This window comes from Sphingobacterium sp. UBA7249 (assembly GCF_002472835.1).
In the GTDB taxonomy this organism is placed as follows: Bacteria; Bacteroidota; Bacteroidia; order Sphingobacteriales; family Sphingobacteriaceae; genus Sphingobacterium; species Sphingobacterium prati.
The window spans coordinates 104,725-123,841 of record NZ_DKST01000018.1; the positions used below are offsets into that span (position 1 = coordinate 104,725).

The 19,117-nt window shown below is 37.2% G+C and carries 15 protein-coding genes; 6 read left to right on the forward strand and 9 right to left on the reverse strand.

Features of this window, described 5'->3' with window-relative positions:
• Nucleotide 1 precedes the first annotated feature (1 nt).
• Nucleotides 2–112, reverse strand: coding sequence for a RagB/SusD family nutrient uptake outer membrane protein (locus B4A24_RS23905; RefSeq protein WP_409456465.1), 111 nt, complete (start codon nt 110–112; stop codon nt 2–4).
• A 741-nt stretch (nt 113–853) separates the two neighbouring features.
• Between B4A24_RS23905 and B4A24_RS14805 the strand changes: the two genes are divergently transcribed.
• Nucleotides 854–2,191, forward strand: a complete 1,338-nt coding sequence (locus tag B4A24_RS14805) for a cytochrome ubiquinol oxidase subunit I (protein WP_293945903.1) — start codon at nt 854–856, stop codon at nt 2,189–2,191.
• A gap of 6 nt (nt 2,192–2,197) precedes the next feature.
• Complete coding sequence (gene cydB / locus B4A24_RS14810; RefSeq protein ID WP_293945904.1) at nt 2,198–3,274, forward strand: cytochrome d ubiquinol oxidase subunit II; 1,077 nt, start codon at nt 2,198–2,200, stop codon at nt 3,272–3,274.
• A gap of 16 nt (nt 3,275–3,290) precedes the next feature.
• Here cydB and B4A24_RS14815 read toward each other — a convergent pair whose 3' ends face one another.
• From B4A24_RS14815 to B4A24_RS14835, 5 genes are all read right to left on the reverse strand, one after another.
• Nucleotides 3,291–3,914 carry a response regulator transcription factor gene (locus tag B4A24_RS14815; protein WP_293945905.1) on the reverse strand — a complete coding sequence of 208 codons (624 nt, stop codon included), beginning with the start codon at nt 3,912–3,914 and terminating at the stop codon, nt 3,291–3,293.
• A gap of 18 nt (nt 3,915–3,932) precedes the next feature.
• Nucleotides 3,933–5,900 carry a sensor histidine kinase gene (locus B4A24_RS14820; protein ID WP_293945906.1) on the reverse strand — a complete coding sequence of 656 codons (1,968 nt, stop codon included), beginning with the start codon at nt 5,898–5,900 and terminating at the stop codon, nt 3,933–3,935.
• 223 nt (nt 5,901–6,123) lie between these two features.
• On the reverse strand, nt 6,124–6,696 hold the full coding sequence (locus B4A24_RS14825; protein ID WP_293945907.1) for an NADPH-dependent FMN reductase: 573 nt from the start codon (nt 6,694–6,696) through the stop codon (nt 6,124–6,126).
• A 6-nt stretch (nt 6,697–6,702) separates the two neighbouring features.
• Nucleotides 6,703–7,194 (reverse strand): DUF2480 family protein, encoded by a 492-nt coding sequence (locus B4A24_RS14830; RefSeq protein ID WP_293945908.1) that lies wholly within the window; start codon nt 7,192–7,194, stop codon nt 6,703–6,705.
• A 44-nt stretch (nt 7,195–7,238) separates the two neighbouring features.
• Nucleotides 7,239–7,865, reverse strand: a complete 627-nt coding sequence (locus tag B4A24_RS14835; protein WP_293945909.1) for a superoxide dismutase — start codon at nt 7,863–7,865, stop codon at nt 7,239–7,241.
• A 238-nt stretch (nt 7,866–8,103) separates the two neighbouring features.
• Here B4A24_RS14835 and B4A24_RS14840 point away from each other — a divergent pair, with 238 nt between their 5' ends.
• From B4A24_RS14840 to fabF, 3 genes are all read left to right on the forward strand, one after another.
• Complete coding sequence (locus B4A24_RS14840) at nt 8,104–8,691, forward strand: helix-turn-helix transcriptional regulator (RefSeq protein WP_293945910.1); 588 nt, start codon at nt 8,104–8,106, stop codon at nt 8,689–8,691.
• Between the two features lie 79 nt (nt 8,692–8,770).
• On the forward strand, nt 8,771–9,364 hold the full coding sequence (locus B4A24_RS14845) for a TetR/AcrR family transcriptional regulator (RefSeq protein WP_293945911.1): 594 nt from the start codon (nt 8,771–8,773) through the stop codon (nt 9,362–9,364).
• A 59-nt stretch (nt 9,365–9,423) separates the two neighbouring features.
• A complete protein-coding gene (fabF, locus tag B4A24_RS14850; RefSeq protein ID WP_293945912.1) occupies nt 9,424–10,662 on the forward strand; it encodes a beta-ketoacyl-ACP synthase II in 1,239 nt (412 codons plus the stop codon).
• A gap of 368 nt (nt 10,663–11,030) precedes the next feature.
• Here fabF and B4A24_RS14855 read toward each other — a convergent pair whose 3' ends face one another.
• The 3 genes from B4A24_RS14855 to B4A24_RS14865 form a co-directional block, all read right to left on the reverse strand.
• Entirely contained in the window at nt 11,031–12,542 is a 1,512-nt protein-coding gene (locus B4A24_RS14855; RefSeq protein WP_293945913.1) for a SusD/RagB family nutrient-binding outer membrane lipoprotein, read from the reverse strand.
• A 42-nt stretch (nt 12,543–12,584) separates the two neighbouring features.
• Nucleotides 12,585–15,827, reverse strand: a complete 3,243-nt coding sequence (locus tag B4A24_RS14860) for a SusC/RagA family TonB-linked outer membrane protein (RefSeq protein WP_293945914.1) — start codon at nt 15,825–15,827, stop codon at nt 12,585–12,587.
• Nucleotides 15,828–16,300: 473 nt separating this feature from the next.
• Nucleotides 16,301–17,185, reverse strand: coding sequence for an AraC family transcriptional regulator (locus B4A24_RS14865; protein WP_293945915.1), 885 nt, complete (start codon nt 17,183–17,185; stop codon nt 16,301–16,303).
• Between the two features lie 461 nt (nt 17,186–17,646).
• Here B4A24_RS14865 and B4A24_RS14870 point away from each other — a divergent pair, with 461 nt between their 5' ends.
• Complete coding sequence (locus tag B4A24_RS14870; protein ID WP_293945916.1) at nt 17,647–19,098, forward strand: aminopeptidase P family protein; 1,452 nt, start codon at nt 17,647–17,649, stop codon at nt 19,096–19,098.
• Nucleotides 19,099–19,117 lie beyond the last annotated feature (19 nt).

Sequence of the window (19,117 nt, forward strand, 5' to 3'; positions counted from 1 at the left end):
TTTAACAATTTGGATTCTGTTTCAAATTCGTATTGAGATTAATTTCTCTTTGTGGAATTGACCAGAGATAATGCTTTTTAGAGTCAGAAACACGGTTTTCTGAATAAGCCAAGTGGAACTGTTACATCTTTGAGTAGGACTTTTTTGGCTATCATCATGATATACGGATACAGAGGCATTAATAATGGACTTCGGTTCGATCTGCACAGAGTTATGTTATCCATAACAGGAAAATCCTAAAGATAAAGACCGTGTAGAATACCTTAGTACCCTATAATTTTTCATAGCTAAAGAATTAATGGTGAATACGAACAAGTGCCAACGCCAATCGAAAACTCGTTTCTATATTGAAGACATTTAGGGAGGCGAGCGCCTCCCCTGCTGTCAGTTTGAGAAAAGATAAGGGAAATTATCCTATATTACACATTCGCATTTTCTTACCTGGGGGTATAGTTATTAAAGATTTAATAGTACTATTAGTAAGGAATGCGATTTTTACAAAGTTGATATATTTCATAATTGTATTAAATTTTATGGTAAGAAGATCCTATTTTTATTCTTAGTACCTTTTGACGCCTTCACAAATATAAAAGATATTTTAATATAATCTACTAATTCTATAGATTTTATTAAAATAAAAAATTACTCCATTATGTTCTAGTAATAAGATAAAAAAGACTCTTAACGGCGGCACTTTATCAGGTTGGGTGATCATCTGCCTTGCTATTAAACTAGCGATGGATTACAATGATGAATAATCGTCTAGCGTTCCATTAAAAAATAAAACCCATAGAAAAGTAGTTACGGTAAAAAAACGTTATATTTAAATGTCATTAACCAAAACTTCGGATCCATGGAGGACATGATTCTTTACAATCGGCTTCAATTTGCCTTTACTATCACATTCCACTATCTATTTCCCCAATTGACCATGGGATTATCATTGATGATCGTTTATTTCAAATGGAAATTTCTACAGACACAAAATGAAGATTACAACAATGCCTCAAAATTCTGGATGAAAATATTTGCACTTAATTTTACTATGGGCGTTGTAACAGGTATTCCTATGGAATTTCAATTTGGCACAAATTGGGCAAAATTCTCTGAACTTACTGGGGGGATTATTGGGCAAACCTTAGCAATGGAAGGAATGTTCTCATTTTTCCTAGAGTCCTCTTTTCTGGGAATGTTTCTCTTTGGAGAAAAATTACTCGGCCACAAACTTCACTTTCTTTCGGGTTTGATGGTATTTATAGGCTCTTGGGCAAGTGGATTCCTGATTATTGCCACGCATTCTTGGATGCAGCACCCTGTGGGCTATGAAATCCTCGAAAATGGAAAATTTGTGCTTACCAATTTTAGTTCTTTATTCAGTAACCCATGGTTATGGCCATCTTATCTTCACAATCAAGCAGCATCACTGGTGACAAGTTCTTTTTTTGTTGCCTCCATTGGAGCTTTCTACCTCCTGAGTGATAGACATAGCAAATTTGGAAAGATATTCGTTAAAAGTGGTGTTATCTTTGGCGTCGTCTCATCAGTTATGCTCGCATTCCCTACGGGCGATCTCGCAGCCAAAAATGTGGTAAAATATCAACCTGCCGCATTTGCAGCCATGGAAGGTATCTTTAAAACAGAGAGAGGTGGATCCGAAATTGTTCTGATCGGCCAACCTGATATGGAGAACAAAAAACTGGACAATAAAATTGCAGTCCCTAATGTATTAAGTTTCCTTACCTATCAACGTTGGGATGCTGAAATAAAGGGGCTCAATGAGTTTGATGACTCGTTACATCCAACTAATGTTCCCGGACTTTATTATAGCTATCACATTATGGTAGGACTAGGTACAATATTCATCGGAATAATGGTATTGGGTACTTTTTTGCTTTGGCGAAACAAATTATATCAAGCCAAATGGCTACTGTGGATTATTATGTTTATGATCCCTTTTCCTTATATCGCCAATACTGCAGGCTGGTATACTTCCGAACTGGGAAGACAGCCTTGGCTAGTCTATAACTTGATGCGTATGGTTGACGGCGTATCGCCTACAGTGTCCTCTGGTAATACGTTATTCACCTTACTAGGATTTGTCGGGCTATATATCCTTTTGGGTTTACTATTCCTTATGCTTGTACTGAAAATTATTAGAAAAGGCCCAGAGCCTCATATTACTTTAAGCTAATTTGTTATGGAAATATTCTGGTTTATTGTATTAACCTGCATGTTGGGCATATACGTTGTCCTTGATGGTTATGATTTTGGAGCGGGAATTGTACACTTATTCTTTGCAAAAACTGAACAGGAGAAAAGGGCTGTGACAAATGCAATCGGTCCATTTTGGGATGCGAATGAAGTTTGGCTTATTGCAGCCGGCGGTGTTTTGTTTTTTGCTTTCCCGACACTTTATGCTTCCTCTTTTAGTGGTTTCTATCTTCCGTTAATGCTTGTACTATGGTTATTGATCTTTAGGGCAATAAGCCTTGAACTGAGAGGACAAGTGCATCATAGGCTTTGGGAAGCATTATGGGATAAAGCTTTTGGCTTAGCGAGCCTGCTTCTTGCGCTTTTTTTTGGAGCCGCTTTAGGCAATGTGGTCCGCGGAGTTAACCTCGGTATGGTCGAAAATGGGATATCTACCCAGGAACCGCATTATTTCTTTCTAGCACTTTGGAATCCAACGTTTGATCCTTTGGCCGAACATCAGGGTATTATTGACTGGTTTACATTAATATTAGGTCTAGTTGCAGTCATCACGCTAACTATTCATGGTGCTGGATGGGTCATTTTAAAAACATCCAGTACTTTAAATCAACGCCTTAAAAATATCATATTTAAATTGAACTTCATATTGCTTGTATTGGTTCTCTTATCTGCTTATGTCTGGCATTATGTAAAACCAATCTCCCTAAATAACTTCCAAAATTATTATTGGCTCTGGATATTTCCATTAATTGCAACCATTGGCTTACTTGGACAGTTTTGGATTAGAACATTCAAAAGAGATGGCACCGGTTTTCTCTTCTCATCGCTGTTTATACTTGGAAGTTTTGCGACGACAGTAGCCTCGATGTTTCCAACCTTACTTCCCTCAACCAATGCAATAAACCCATCACTTACTATAAAGAATGCTGCTGCGCATGAATATGGACTTACAGTAGGTTTAGGATGGTTTATTTTTGCAGCAGTTCTGGTCATCGCTTATTTTATCATCCAGTTCCGGGTTTTTAAAGGCAAGCTGGATGATGTAGGCTATGGCGAACATTAGAAAAGCATGCATTGTCTTAAAGCCCTAACAATTTATTTTTTAGGGCAAGTTGTACCAATTCTACCATATTTTTCACCTTAAATTTGGTCAATAGGTTGCGTCGGTGTGTTTCTATGGTAACTGGGCTTAAAAATAATTTCTCTGCGATCTGATTGCTGGTATGTCCATTGGATATCATCATTAAGATCTCCTTTTCCCTTTGTGTTAAACGTGGAAGAGAGCCCATAGTAGACATCGCCCCAGCATAAAGCTCTTTTGCACTATCGCAAAGTGCTTCCTCTCTATTTAATGCAAGTTGTACACAACGAAGAAACTCGTCATTGGAAACATCCTTTAATATATAACCATTTCCCCCGTTTCGCATAAATTGAAAAATAAGATTACGATCAGCTAGATTACTCAGTGCAACGACTGGAATCTTGGGGAACAGTTTCTTTACTTGTAAACATACCTCCAATCCGCTTGTATTCAAAAGTTGCATATCCATAAGCAACAAGTCAACGTTCGTCCTATCCAAGAATTCGATCAATGCTACCTCTTCTATAAATGAATAAACATTATACTCCCTTTGACTAATGAGAAAAGAACTTACACCTTCCAATAATAAAGGATGGTCATCCAATACAGCTATAATTTTCATATACTCGCTCTTTTTTAACTAAACACTTAATCCTATTTCAATTTGAGTACCAGAGCCAAGTTTACTGTGAATATCAATAGATCCACCGATCCACTTAATTCGGTTTATCATATTATTTAAGCCCATTCCATAATTGGCAACGGAAGGATCGAACCCCTTTCCGTTATCTTCAATCAAAACGAGTAAAGTTTCCTCCGATTTGCTTACCTGGACAATAATTAAATCAGGATCGGCATATTTCAGCGCATTCGAGATTGCTTCTTGTACAATACGATAGATTGCCAGTCCTTTTTGGAAATCCAGAAGGACTTCTTTCTCATAATTTTCAAATTGGATTGTAACTTTACTATTTCGCATTGAAAGGCACAATTGTTCCAACGCTGCTATTAAACCAAATTGCCGCAACGACTCGGGCATCAAATTATGTGATATTCGTCGCACCTCGCCTAAGATATCGTTCAACTTTTGTGGCAGTTCGTTTGTCAAATCATTTTTTTTAGAATGATCACCAGCGATCTTAAATTTCAATCCTGTCAGCATCCCACCGATGCTATCATGCAAATCTTGCGCAATGCGCTGCCGTTCCTGCTCTTCACCTTTGAGCATCGATTCCGAAATTTGCAACTGTTTTTCCTTGGCCAGTTTCTCCAAAGCAACCTCATGATTAATTTGAATCTGTCCATTCAATTTGCGCTGCTTGCGATAGGAAAAGGTGACAAACAAAACAATTATAAAAAGTAAAATAGCGATACTTAAAACAAGGAAGATCTTTAATTGACTGCTGCCTTTTTCTGCACGTAAATTTAAAATCAATTTTTCTTTTTCTACAGCCTTATATTTGGCTTCCATTTCATTCATTTTTTCCAAAAGCTGTACCTTCTGTATGCTATCCGAGAGTTTATTTGCCGTATTGGACATTTTAAGCGCTTCTTTGTAATCTCCCATCAATTCATTCACGCTTGCCAATTGGCTATAGACAATTTTGCTGTTATAGAGGTCACGTGTCAACAAACCATTTTTTATAATCTGTTGCAATGGTAATTTCGCTTCAGCATATTTTTTCTGCATCAAATAAACATTAAACTTTCTAAACAACATCATCTGATAGAATTTCCAGTTGTTCATTTTCTTAGACCAATCCAACCCTACATCTAGCATACGCAACGCTTCATCTGTTTGTTGTTTTGTTGTAAAATAAAGGGCTTCGTTGTAAAAGTAACTGGGAAGTTGGGAGGAGTTTGGATTCTCACCTAAAAGCAGTTTAGCTTTATCCAATAATAGCCGAGCCTCTTTTGATTTGACTTGATAACAATATGTACTGACGGCATTCAAATAGGCTACTAACAAGGCTGTACTCTTAGGCTGCTGTTCGAGCTGTTTGATCGCAAGCTGATGGTATTCATCCGCCTTCACCAACTGATTGGATGACATAAAAGTCAAGCCAATCATTGTATTTATAGCGCCTTCCATGAGCGGATCGTGCGCTTTGGCATATGGCATACACTTACCATTGAGTATATCCAGAAAATCAGCGAACCCTTTTTTCGGAAATCGAATTAAACCCAGATTATACCAAGCTTTGGCCAAAAGCTCCTGTTGGAAGTGCTCCTTGGCATTACCCAAAATATCTACGCATTTCTGGGCTTCAATCTCTGCACGTCGACTATCTAAAAATTGGCCATAATAGAAGCTTTTGTAAAGCGCTCCCATTGCCTGAAGACTTTTAAAAGCCTTACCCTTCCGCTCCCCTTGTCGTATATTCTCCCAAAATTTCAGTGTATCACGAAACCTGTAGTAATCCGCCAAATAGAAGTACTGCAATGCTTGTACACTATCGCTTGAAGCCGATTTCAATAGCATCTCGGCATCAGCTCGATATTTATCTTCATTTAGGGGCAAAAAACTTTGCGCGCTCGTCATTTGTACAGTAAAATACATGATCCATACAGCAATGAACTTTAGCAAAACGCGGCGTTGTAACTTCATTAATCAGATACCTTATTATAATATGAAATAAAATTTGTTGCATTTTTATTGAGATGCGTCTCTTTGTGTTATTCTGGAAACTCTGCGGATACTAACTCTTCGACAGATGATCTTTCAAAACTAAGCAATTTTAAAAACATATAAAGCACCTCAATCGTCATCAAGGTGCTTTATATCGTCGACGCGGCAATATATGAAGTCTGCTTTTATTAAAATACAATTTTTACGAACGTCCTAACGGTGTTTCAACCACTGTGGTTCTAGTTGTCGCTATATTGATCAACAGATCTAATTTACATGTATACGTTGAAGACAGCTTTCCCGAAACGTTGTTTTCAAATAATCCACTTTTAATAATAGGTACACTAAATGGTAAAGTCCATGCCCGTAATGATTTTGCTATCGTATCCATTGCGTTGATCCCTTGCAAGGCCTGTACTCCATCTGCCCAACAAACCAGCCCGATCGTTTTATCCGTAAGATAAGCCGGCCTATTTTTTGCACTTATCTCAAGCCAGTCCAAACAGTTTTTCATTACACCGGGGATACTTCCATGATATAAAGGAGACAGCCAAAAATGTACATCTGCCTCTAAAAAAAGATTATTCATAATCTTTACACTATTTGGAATTCGGGTAAGACTATTATCAAAAAGCGGAATACCACTATCAGCGAGATTAAAAACGCTGTTCGCTATCCCCAGCTGACTCAATTGTTCAGCAAAATAATTAGACAATATACCCGAAGTAGACTCCTGTCTACGCTCCAAGGCCCCATTAAATATTAGTGCTTTCATTGTTTATTATGTTCTTTTAAAAATAACCTTTGGCATTCCGACTTCTCCGTACATCAATGTTTTGACAATCGGAATTAAGCGCGAAGTAGCCAACATATAAAGTGATTCAGGTATATTTGGACGTGCCCTTACAACAACTTTCTGATCTTGATAGCCTGAAAGATCTGCATGAATCAAATTCTGTGTCCATAATTCCAGTTCCATTGTTTCCACGCTTTTAAAATCGTAATACGCTACTTTAGCATGGAATTTCTCTGCCAAAGCCATATATACCCAAGGTGGAATAATTGCATCAACGGAACAGGTAAAAGCAACAGCTTTACTCAGAAAGGAACTCAAATCCAATGTAACCAAAGCCGCCCTAAATTCCTTTTCCCGGACAATCATTTCTTGGTAAAAGAGTATTTTGATGTCGAATTCGATAATTTCAACTACATTTTTGAAATCAATAAGATCAAGCGCCAATATACCCGAATTTTCAACTTTATTTACAAACATATTTTAATGTTATTATTATCCTTACCTGATGGAAATTCAAACGGTTAAATCAATTTATCGATTATCCGGTCGTACTTCTTTTCGACTACGGACCAATCCAAGACAGACCAAAATGCGTCCAAATAGTCTGCTCTTTTATTCTGATATTTCAAATAATAGGCATGCTCCCATACATCGACACCTAAAACTGGTACTCCTCGGCTCGCCAACTGAGTATTCATTAACGGATTATCCTGATTAGATGTAGCCACCACGTCCAAAGTACCATTATACTTAACATAAAGCCACGACCATCCAGAGCCAAATTGTCCAAGCCCTGCATTTTTTATTCTCATTTTCAACTCGTCTAAAGAACCAAAAACTGCATCTATTTCATTTGCTAGCCTCCCAGTAGGTATCGTTTTCGGTGTCGGAGATAAAATTTCCCAAAATAGGGAATGATTGTAATGGCCACCAGCATTGTTCCGGACAGCAGAACCATATTGACTCACCTGCCCCAAGATATCGTCCAATTCAATACTTTCGATCCTTGTATCCACTAGTGCTTTATTTAAATTATCAACATAGGTTTGATGATGTCTCTGATGATGGATATGCATCGTTTCCTGATCAAAATAAGGTTCCAGTGCTCCATAAGAATATGATAAATCTGGTAATTGAAATCTGTTCATGCTATTTAGTTTTGTTATTTTATTATGATAAGTCAAAGCTAAATAATAGATTTTAATAAAACAACAATTTAGTTGTTTTATTAAAATCATAAAATAAATTGCTTATTGCAAATAAGCTCAGAAAAACCCATTACAATAACGTTTAGAAAAAATAGTATCTTTGCCTAGAATATTAAAACAACTTATTTATTGTCAAATGCAAAAAACACCGGCGGATAGGATATTAATGTTATTAAAAATGCGAGGCGAAGTTACTGCAGCCCATATTGCCTTGGAGTTGGGCATCACGAAGGAGGGTGCACGCAAACATCTACTCAATCTTGCCAACCAAGGACTTATTGAATCTTATGCAAGGAGTGAGGGTATCGGCCGGCCGTCAACCTATTATTGCCTCTCCGTACAAGGGCTTTCAAAGTTTCCTGATAGTCACGCTGATGTTACCGTCCAACTGCTCCAATCCATTAAACAACTGCTTGGTGAGAATGCGCTGGATTTATTGATTGCTGATCGGGAGTCAAAAATATATCAAAAATATACAAATGCACTATCCGGTACTGAAACGCTCGAAAATAAACTTGATATTATCGCAGCGAAGCGAACAGAAGAGGGATATATGGCTGAATGGAAAAAAGAAGCCGAATCTTTTCTCTTTATTGAGAATCATTGCCCTATTTGTGCCGCGGCAACAGAATGTCAAGGTTTTTGCCGTTCTGAACTTCACAATTTTCAGCAACTTATCGGTCCGTCTTATACAATCAGCAGAATAGCATATATTCTCGAAAATGATGCTCGCTGTACTTATCGCATCACAAAAAAAATAATGTAACTTTTTTAGTTACTCCTAAATAAATTAATTATATACCAAAAAGTATTTTTTATCTTTGCAATCAAAGAACAGCGCGATTATGTCAAAGGCAGAACAAACCCGGCAATTTATCATTGAAAAAACGGCCCCTATTTTTAACAAAAAAGGATATTTCGCTACTTCCTTATCAGACATCACTACAGCTACGGGTTTAACAAAAGGCAGTATCTACGGAAATTTTAAGGACAAAGATGATCTAGCTATACATGTCTATACCTATCAAAGTGAAAAGATTGCAGAAGCCGTTAATCAGCAGATTACACTGCAAAAGACAGCCCTAAAGAAACTTTTCGCTTTTTTTGATTTCTACAAAGAAAATTTTAAAAATATTACTGCTTCAGGCGGCTGCCCGCTAATGAATGCTGCTATCGAAGCTGATGACTCCTTACCTTTTTTAACACCGAAAGTCAAACGATCATTTGCACTTTGGAAGCAACAATTGATTTCGATATTAGAAGAAGGGATTAACAATGGAGAGTTTAAACAGGATATTTCTGCTGAACATTTTGCGGTCATCTTCATGGCTATGATTGAAGGCGGCATTTTACTTTCAAAAATTTCGGGACGTGCTAAAGATTTCGCCATTCTCTTGGATAATATGAAAGAAATGGTGAATCGCGAGATCAAAATATAATTTTTTAAAACTACAAATACCAATCGGTATATTATTACATTAATTTTAACATAATAAAAATGAAAAGAGTTGTAATTACTGGCATGGGGACAATCAACCCGCTAGGAGAGAACATTGATATATTCTGGGATAATATTTTACGAGGCGAAAATCGCACAGCTATCATCAGTCGCTTTGACGCATCTTTGTTTCGGACACAGATCGCGAGCGAAATCAAAAACTTTCAACCGGAAAAATACCTCGATAGAAATGAGATCAAAAGAAGTGATTTATTTACTCAATACGCCCTGTACAGTGCATCGCAAGCGCTAGAAGATTCTGGTTTGGATCCAAATACTATGGATCCATTTGATATTGGTGTTATTTGGGGAGTTGGACAAGGCGGAATGGAAACATTCGAAAATGAAGTTGAAAACTATGTAACGGGCAATTATATTCCTCGATTCAGCCCATTTTTCGTTCCTAGGCTTATTGTCAATATGGCTTCGGGAATGATATCGATGAAATTCGGATTAAAGGGAATCAATTATACAACGGTATCTGCCTGCGCCACGTCCAATACCGCTTTCATGGATGCATTCAATTACATTCGATTGGGAAAGGCAAAAGTTTTTATCAGCGGCGGTTCAGAAGCACCCATTACCCCTGCTTCAGTAGGAGGTTTCTCTGCGATGAAAGCAATGTCGAGTAGGCATGATGATCCCAAAACTGCAAGCAGACCATTCGATCGGGATCGGGATGGATTTGTTATGGGGGAAGGTGCCGGAGCTCTGATATTGGAAGAATACGAGCATGCCAAGAAAAGAGGCGCAAAAATATATGCTGAACTTGTCGGCGCTTCTATGACTGCTGATGCCTATCACATGACTTCGCCTCATCCAGAAGGCATAGGCGCGGCCAAAGCTATGTCACTAGCGCTAGAGGAAGCCCAAATCAACAGTGATCAATTGGATTACTTAAATCTCCATGCGACTTCTACTCCCGTTGGCGATATTGCTGAACTGAAAGCAATGCAACTTGCATTTGGTAAGTCCAGCAACCTTTGGGTTAGTTCTACCAAATCAATGACCGGACACCTGCTCGGTGCGGCAGGAGCAATTGAAGCAATTATTGCGATAAAGTCCATAAACAATAATGTAATTCCAGCGACAATAAACATCGAAAATATCGATCCTGCAATTCCTGAAGGAATCAAAATTGTTGTCAACCAACCTTTGGAAAAGACAATTCAAACAGCAATGAGCAATACTTTCGGTTTTGGTGGACACAATTCAAGTATTCTCTTCAAAAAGATTTAAGATTTTTTAAAAAAAATCTTGACAAAGTGTAAAAAAGACACTATCTTTGTTGTATCATAATTTAGGTTTATAATTGGTTATTTAAGGTTTTCATTCTCCCCGTTTGAAAACCTTTTTTTATACTCGTTTATTTCGCCTAATATATCGTTTCACAAATTCATATTACTCAGTCTTCCATCCGGTACTATCTCTTTAGAAGCAGATCCGCCTATCAGGTTTCTCAAGGAGGTCCATCAATAGATTTCATACTAGCTTTTTAGATTTGAATAACTCCAAAAGCACCAATTCAACGATGAAAAGGAAGGTTCACCAAAAAAAACAGCGAGGGAACCGAAATCACCTCGCTGCATAAAAATAAACATATGAAACTAAAATTTTCCTGTACGCTTATCCCACCACATCTGTTCGCCCCAAACATTGTCAACCACTTTGGTGGCAGCCTCATTCGTATTAGCTTTATTATATAAATACTCATTATTTGGATAAGGCAATCGCCAAGGTTGATCATTGTGCTTTTTACCAAATATGGAATTCAAAGAAGGATAATTTGTTGTTGGAACTCCAGTTCTCCTGTATAAGCTCCAAGCTTCAAAATTTTCTTTGAATAAAGCCACCCACATGTCCCACCAAATACGCTCTTTTGTATTATTCCATTTTCCTGCCCCCTCTAAATACGCATTTGTAGCCTCTGAAGATATACCATTGTCAGCCATAGATAAATTTACTGCTTTTTCATAAGCAGTCTTGGCAGATATACCCACGTTATACCCTAGCATTGCCGCCTCAGCCAAAATATAGTAAGTTTCACAAGATTTAAAAAATGGTGTTGCACCTGCTGCATTGGCTATATAACGATCACCTATCCAAGAAACAGAAGTTAGGCTCGAAGGGCCTTGTTTTGCTCCGTTAGGATAACCTCGATACTCACCGTCATTTGCTTTTAAAGCCACCGCAGCAATACGAGGATCCTTAGTATCAATTAAATGATCGATAAAAATATCAGACAGCGCCCAGTTATTTCTTCTATTCCCTATCATTCCAGAATTATACCACGGTTCATAATATGGTGGAGCTCCAGGATAAGTCAAGGCGCAATTTTCACTATTCTCTTCCAATACTGGATATTTCCCTTTATTTCCTGCAATTTCTTCTATGGTCGATTTTGCTAAATCCGATGCAACTCCAGAAATGCGTAATGCCAAACGGAGTCTTAAGGAATTACAGAACTTCCGCCACTTCAGCATCTCTGCTGTTAAAGATTCTTGATCGTCACCCATATAATAGATTGCATCGGCTTTCCCCAACGCATCGTCTCCATATCCTACTGCCATCTCGTCAGCAATCTCTTTTAAACTTTTCAATATAGCAGGGTAAATATCTTCTTGTTTATCATACTTTGCTCTTAAAACACCTCCTTGCTCTTCGGTACCCTGAAATGTCTCCGTAAAAGGCACGTTTCTCCACCCGTCCGTTAAATAGGACCACATATAGTTTTGCCAAATTCGTGCGATAAAGCGCACATTTTTATAGCCTTTTGCAGTACTTTCAGTATATTCCAACATGTCTTTTAGTTGCGTATTGTTATAATAACACGCATACCAACGATTGCCATAAGTATTATTTGTCGGCACCAATCCAGACATAAAATCCATGTATTGAATTTTAACAATATAGCCTGCAAATGTACCATAACCATCAACATCCCCACCAAACTGCTCTCCCGTATTACGGAGTACATTAACCAGTGTATTTGTTGGTGGGCTATAAGGCAATGCATCTGGGTTTGTATTTATATCTTCGAAATTCTTAGTACATCCCGATAATAACAGGAGTGATAACGCCGAAGCTGCTAACCCTGTTTTCTTAATAATCTTATTCATACTCATTGTATTTGTTAAGAACATAAAATTCCTAAAATCTAATTAAAAAGTAATACCTAGTTTCAATCCGATACTGCGAGAACTTGGAACTGATGCTTGCTCAAAACCAACACCTCTACTATCACTCGACACGCCACTAGTTTCCGGGTCTATACGCATTGTATTTGATTTATCAACCCATAATAATGCTAGATTGGATCCTATTAATGATACATTTGCACGTTTGACTCCCTTAATTTTACCATAGACATGTTGAGGAATTGTATAAGTAATATATCCTTCCCGCAATTTCAAGAAAGATCCATCAAATACATACATCTCCGCTATTCCTCCTGATTCATACCAATCTTGAGTATTTACGGCAATAGTATTTTCTACCCAGCCTCCTTTCCCATCTGGCATTGCAAATCGCTCATTTTTCATAACATCTTTTCCTGCAACAATAGCACGTTCACGCACGCCATTTTCTGCTGTAATAGCAGCAATACCAGCACCATAAGCATGACTCATTGTTTGTGACCAGACATCACCACCTTTTCTAAAGTCTAACATGAAGCCTACTGTAAAATCTTTATATTTAAATTCATTTCGAAGACTCATCATATAGTTAGGCGTAACATGGCCAATAACCTGAGTAGATTTTGTATTATCAACAAATCCCTCGTCAGTCACTTTAATAGCTCCTTTCATTGGTCCATCCTCTACACGGTTATATCCGGGACCAACTAATGCTCCCCAAGATTCACCCACCTTGGCCATATTAGCAATCCCCCATGTCCAACCAATTTGGTAAGTATCCAAATTTAATTGAGGATACAGTTCCAAAATCTTATTCTTATCTTTTGCAAAATTGAACGATGCAGTCCAGTTTACACCAGTCTCACTTTTTAAGATATCACCACGTAACTGGATTTCAACTCCTTTACTTTCAATATTCCCTGCATTCAAGACCATACTACTAAACCCGACAACATTTGAGGTTGTAACCGGTAGAATCTGTTTTTTAGCATTTTTGTGATAATATGTAAAATCAGCATGTAATCGATCCTTAAATAAACCTATCTCGGTACCAACTTCCCATGTCCGTATACTTTCTGGTTCCAAATTAGGATTTGGATAAGTCATACTTTTATAGATTTGAGCAACCCCATTAAACGAACTATTCTGCGCATAGTAATATCGTTTATTTCTGTATGCAGAGGTTGCATTACCAATTTCAGCTAAGTTGAAGCGCAACTTCCAAAAGGAAAGTACATCGCCCTTCAGAGCTTCAAAAGTCGTTGTAGGTAGCCAGCTTAAGTTGAAAGATGGATAGAAAAACGACTTTGTTATTGTAGACGACCAGTCATTTCTTGCCGTTACATCTACATATATCTGATCTTTCCAGCCTATTGAAGCCAAACCATAAATAGAATTCGAACGAATATGACTATGGTCCATTAAGTTGACAGCATCCCCTACTCGATTAGAAATCGTATAAACTCCTGGTACTGTTAAGGCATCTGCGCCAACTGTACTGTTTTCATTCTGTGCATCCCTATAATTTGCTCCAGCGCTTGCAAGTAAATTAAAATCACCAAATTGTTTATTGAACGTAGCAATAAAATCTAAATTCAACTCTGTATTATTGGTTTTAAGATCTCGGAAACTACCATTCGGATTATCATAGTTGAAATAGTTTGATTGGAACATCTTCGCATTATAATAATCTAATCCTACGCGTCCCTCAAATTTTAAAAATTCATAGGGCTTATAATACAATGAAGACTTTCCAAAAACACGATTTCTATTCAATGAATTTGTTGTCTTGTTCATTGTGAAATACGGATTCACATGATAAGATGAGTTCCAGTTGTAATAGGTGTAGTTTCCAGTTTCTGGATCTCTTTGGTCCCAATTATCTTTTAAACTTTGCATATTTACCTGCCGACCAAACCAAATAAAACCATTAATCGGATTGGCCCCATCATACCCTTGCATAATCAAGTTATCGCTCTGTGTTCTCGAATAGTTCGCCATAACATCATAAGATATTTTATCTGATAATTGATAAAAATTATTGAGTTGCATGGAGTATCTAGTCTGATCTGTATTAGGTACAGTTCCAATTTGATTTCTATAAGATAAAGCCGCTCTAGTAGAAGACTTTTCTCCTTTAGACAATAATGAAAGATTATGATTCTGTGAGTGTCCTAATTGAAAAAAATCTCGCACGTTGTTTTTATGCGAAACCCAAGGTGTCGCTTGTCTCACCCCGTTTACAACAGGACTATCAAATTGCCGTAAGTTCAAGCCAATATCCAAACGAGGTCCCCACGATTCATCAAAGCCATCATTTACACCATCATCTGATTCACCCGTACCATCGACATAATTAAAAGAGTTTTGTTCTGCATATTGCTGATAAGTCAACCCCTTCCCATTCAGATTGTAATGATACTCGTCTCCTCGTGATCCCTGTCCATATAAGTTTTGGAATTTTGGCAAGGTTGCAACCTGATCGACGCTAAAGTTCCCGTCATAAGCCAAGCTCACTCCGTTTTTTGCCTTCTTTCCAGATTTTGTGGTGATTTCAATAACTCCTCTTCCTGCACGCATACCATATAGCGCCGCGGATCCCCCCTTCAGAATCCGAATATCTTCAATATCCTCCGGATTGATATCATTTAAACCGGATCCATAATCGACACCACCGTAAGTGTTATCTCCTGAACGTTGTGTATTATTGGTAATTGGAACTCCATCTACAACAATCAACGGCTGTTGATCTGCCTGTAGAGAAGAGTTTCCTCTTAGTGAAATCCTCGCTGATGAGCCAACTGCACCGCCAAATTGATTGACTTGAACCCCAGCAACCTTCCCAGAAAGGGAGCTCGTTACATTCAATTGTCCAGCATCTGTTAAGTCTTTGGCTTTTACCTCTTGAATTGCGTATCCCAGTGATTTTTTATCTCTGGTAATTCCCATCGCAGTAACAATTACCTCATCCAAACTCCGTTCATCAGATTGTAAAGTAACTTGAATTGAAGTCTGGTTTGTTAAGTTAACTTCTTTACGACCATAACCAATAGCAGATACACTTAAAGTACCTGCTTGCTTATAGTTTATCGTAAATTCCCCATTTTGCCCCGTCTGTGTGCCGGTTCCATCTCTAAGAGTGATTGTAACTCCGGGGATAGGTTTCCCATCTTGGTCGACCACCTTCCCCTTCAAAACTGTTTGCGCATATACTGCCGAGCTTACTAAGATTGTAGCGGCTAGCATAGCAATGCTTTTTCTGTTCATAAGTTTAGTTTCAGATGTGTTAGTTTATAGTGCTTTTTTACAATAACTAAGTTATAAGTATCTCGCTTCTATTGTTAACCGAATCTTCACTACTATTGCCCAATTCTTAACCTGAAATGTTAAATAATACGAATGAGGCAAGCCCCTTTTTATGAATTTTTTAACGGTATAACGTATAAAACAAAATCATTGATATTAGCTTTATAAATACCGCTTTTTAACAAAAAAACATCACCATAACTAAGGGATTTCACAATCTCGTAAAGGAATCCACTTTGCTTCAGGAACAAAGTATTCTCTTAGATCCAGGTTAGAAAAACTATCCTACAACAACCACAATCATTAATGTTATAATTTACTTTTATTCGGTATATCGGACTTTGAACAAAGCTCGAAGTAAAAAAACATAAATTGATTAATAATGCAGGAAGTTACTTTGGTAATCTAAATCGTCCAACTATTAAATCAAAATTCTAAATGACAGAATATAAGGTTTGCTTATACTGTTGTACATACTCTTTTGGATTACAGCCAACAATCTGCTTAAAAACTCGATTAAAATTAGTGATACTGTTAAAACCACAATTGTATGCAATGAAGGAAACGCTATCCAAATGATCCTCGTTAAGCTGATTACAAACCTCCTTAACGCGTATTCGATTTAAATATGCTACAAAGGTAACACCGCAATGTTTTTTAAAATACCGGCAAAATGCCTGTGGCGTGAGGTTTGCATAGTTAGCAACATCCTCAAGACTAATATCATGTTTATAATTTTCTTTAATATAATTACAAATTAAATTGATACGGTTTGAAGTGTGAATTGTATCGAATACCATCTCACCTCGCTCTGCACAAAGCGGTTCCGTCTCCCTTGATATATTTGCCAAAGACCTTAATAGGTAGAAAAAATGCATCAATTTATCCATCTGATCTGAGGACTTTAATTGTAAAATTCTTTCTGAAATTTGGTTAAAATATTCATCTGGAATTTTAAAACCATACGAATTATTGTAAATAAACTGATTTAATGATTCAAACTCCTCTAAGGAAAACAATAGCTTGAGTTTACCATTCGGATCAAAAAAAATTGAGATAGAACGAGATTCATTTGAAAAACCATCTTCAGAGGCTGACTTAAATACATGCGGTTGGTTTGCCCCCAAAAAGAAAATATCATTTTCCTTAAAAGGATGTAAAGTGTCTTCGACAATTAATATTCCTCTGCCCTTTACTATCCACATGAGTTGTGCTTCTTGATGTCTGTGAAGATGTGGATAAAAAGTTTCTAAAATATCTTCTTGTACAGTTAGGCTTTGGCCTTGCATAGTTGGCACATTAAATTGGAGCGTTTTCATAGGATTTCATAAGTTTATGTTCGTAGTACTACTGTTTAGTTAACATAAATATAACAACTACGAAACAAGTAAATATATCGATTACAGAAGATAGAAAAACAAAAACAAAATATGTATATAATGTGATAATATTTAGTAATTCATGAAAAATTCAATCAATGTTCGATTAATTCACGTTATAAAACCCGATATCTCACAAAACCAAGGTTAAAATACAATTAGACTTTGATAAATTCTGATAATTAATATCCAATAGAAACACAGAACTTTATTTTTTACCAATGTTATTTGTTTTTATATATAAATTATCAACAGCAGGCTATTGTAACAACATAAAAAACATAGACCTGATAAATAATTTCTTGAAGTCGTCTCTTTATGGATCAAAAGATTAAATTTTGCGATATTAGCTGGCATATTATAAATATTAATATCACAAATTATCTTTGGCACACTTCAGAATGAAAGATAATTTTGATATTTTATCGGCGGATAAACACATTACTTTCTTATTTTCAAAACTTATGTTCAAAAAAGAGACATATATTAATCGTCGAAACTATTTGTTATCGAGCTTCAATTCGGGTAAAATTCTTTTGTTAGGGAACATCGAAAATCCGATCAATTTTGAGCACAACACATATCCTTTTCGCCAAGACAGTAGTTTTTTATATTATGTAGGCATAAAAAGTCCCCGATTGGCCGCTATATTAGATATCGACAGTGGCGAAACTATATTGTTTGGCGACGAAATGACCATCGATGATATTGTTTGGATGGGGCAACAACAAACTTTATCAGAGAAAGCTGCTCTTTGCGGTATCAGCAAGTTACTTCCTTTTAAAGAACTCTTCGACTATCTAAATAAGAAACCACAAGATATAATCCGTTATCTTCCTCCTTATCAATCGCATAACAAATTGCTGCTTGCAAAATTGACCGGCCGTCCGGTTGATCTACTTCAGCCTTCTGTAACTTTGATTCAGGCGGTTGTTGCGCAACGAAGCATCAAATCGGAAGAAGAAATTATTGAGTTGGAAAAGGCTGTTGATGTTGCTGTTGATATGCATCGTCTTGCCATTCAAATAACAAAACCCGATTGTTATGAATATCAAATTAGCAATGCCATGCAACATTTTGCACAAGATCAAGAAATGTTCTTTTCCTATCCTCCTATTGTGACTAAGCGAGGGGAAATTCTACACAATCATATGCAATTTCATCAACTTCACGACGGAGACCTTCTTCTCAATGATTCAGGAGTCGAAACCTCGATGGGATACGCATCAGACCTTACACGGACTTTTCCTGTAGGAAAACGTTTCACTTCTTTACAAGAGGAGATTTACCAAATTGTATTACACGCATTCAAATCAGCTGAAAGGTTGTTAACCTCTGGGACCCACTTTAAAGAAATTCATTTAAAAGCATGCGAAGCCCTTGTCGATGGACTCATACAGACAGGGTTTATGAAAGGTAACGCCCAGGATGCTGTTATGAATCATGCACATGCACTTTTCTTCCAATGTGGACTAGGCCATATGTTAGGTCTCGATGTACATGATATGGAGGATTTGGGTGAACAATATGTTGGGTATACAGAAACAGAACCAAAGGACACCAAGACCTTTGGCATCAAATCCCTTCGACTCGGCAAAAAATTAGCGCCGGGCAATGTGCTAACCGTTGAACCCGGAATCTATATCATTCCTGAATTAACGCAGCTTTGGGAGCAACAAAATTTACACAAGGACTTTATCAATTATGATTTCTTAAAAAAACATCTCGATTTCGGAGGAATTCGTATTGAAGATAATTATGTGATCGAAACAGATAGATACCGTCGTTTAGGAAAATATCTTGAACGTGAAATCCAGGAAATCTATCAACTCAAAGACAATCCAATTGATTAAATAACGAACAACTAACATA

Excerpts from the sequence above, each read along its gene's own strand:
- B4A24_RS14820 (WP_293945906.1), bottom strand. The coding sequence starts at position 5,900 with ATGAAGTTACAACGCCGCGTTTTGCTAAAGTTCATTGCTGTATGGATC.
- B4A24_RS14835 (WP_293945909.1), bottom strand. The coding sequence starts at position 7,865 with ATGAACAGATTTCAATTACCAGATTTATCATATTCTTATGGAGCACTG.
- B4A24_RS14865 (WP_293945915.1), bottom strand. The coding sequence starts at position 17,185 with ATGAAAACGCTCCAATTTAATGTGCCAACTATGCAAGGCCAAAGCCTA.
- B4A24_RS14805 (WP_293945903.1), top strand. The coding sequence starts at position 854 with ATGGAGGACATGATTCTTTACAATCGGCTTCAATTTGCCTTTACTATC.
- B4A24_RS14815 (WP_293945905.1), bottom strand. The coding sequence starts at position 3,914 with ATGAAAATTATAGCTGTATTGGATGACCATCCTTTATTATTGGAAGGT.
- B4A24_RS14845 (WP_293945911.1), top strand. The coding sequence starts at position 8,771 with ATGTCAAAGGCAGAACAAACCCGGCAATTTATCATTGAAAAAACGGCC.
- B4A24_RS14870 (WP_293945916.1), top strand. The coding sequence starts at position 17,647 with ATGAAAGATAATTTTGATATTTTATCGGCGGATAAACACATTACTTTC.
- B4A24_RS14855 (WP_293945913.1), bottom strand. The coding sequence starts at position 12,542 with ATGAATAAGATTATTAAGAAAACAGGGTTAGCAGCTTCGGCGTTATCA.
- cydB (WP_293945904.1), top strand. The coding sequence starts at position 2,198 with ATGGAAATATTCTGGTTTATTGTATTAACCTGCATGTTGGGCATATAC.
- B4A24_RS14840 (WP_293945910.1), top strand. The coding sequence starts at position 8,104 with ATGCGAGGCGAAGTTACTGCAGCCCATATTGCCTTGGAGTTGGGCATC.
- fabF (WP_293945912.1), top strand. The coding sequence starts at position 9,424 with ATGAAAAGAGTTGTAATTACTGGCATGGGGACAATCAACCCGCTAGGA.
- B4A24_RS14825 (WP_293945907.1), bottom strand. The coding sequence starts at position 6,696 with ATGAAAGCACTAATATTTAATGGGGCCTTGGAGCGTAGACAGGAGTCT.
- B4A24_RS14830 (WP_293945908.1), bottom strand. The coding sequence starts at position 7,194 with ATGTTTGTAAATAAAGTTGAAAATTCGGGTATATTGGCGCTTGATCTT.
- B4A24_RS14860 (WP_293945914.1), bottom strand. The coding sequence starts at position 15,827 with ATGAACAGAAAAAGCATTGCTATGCTAGCCGCTACAATCTTAGTAAGC.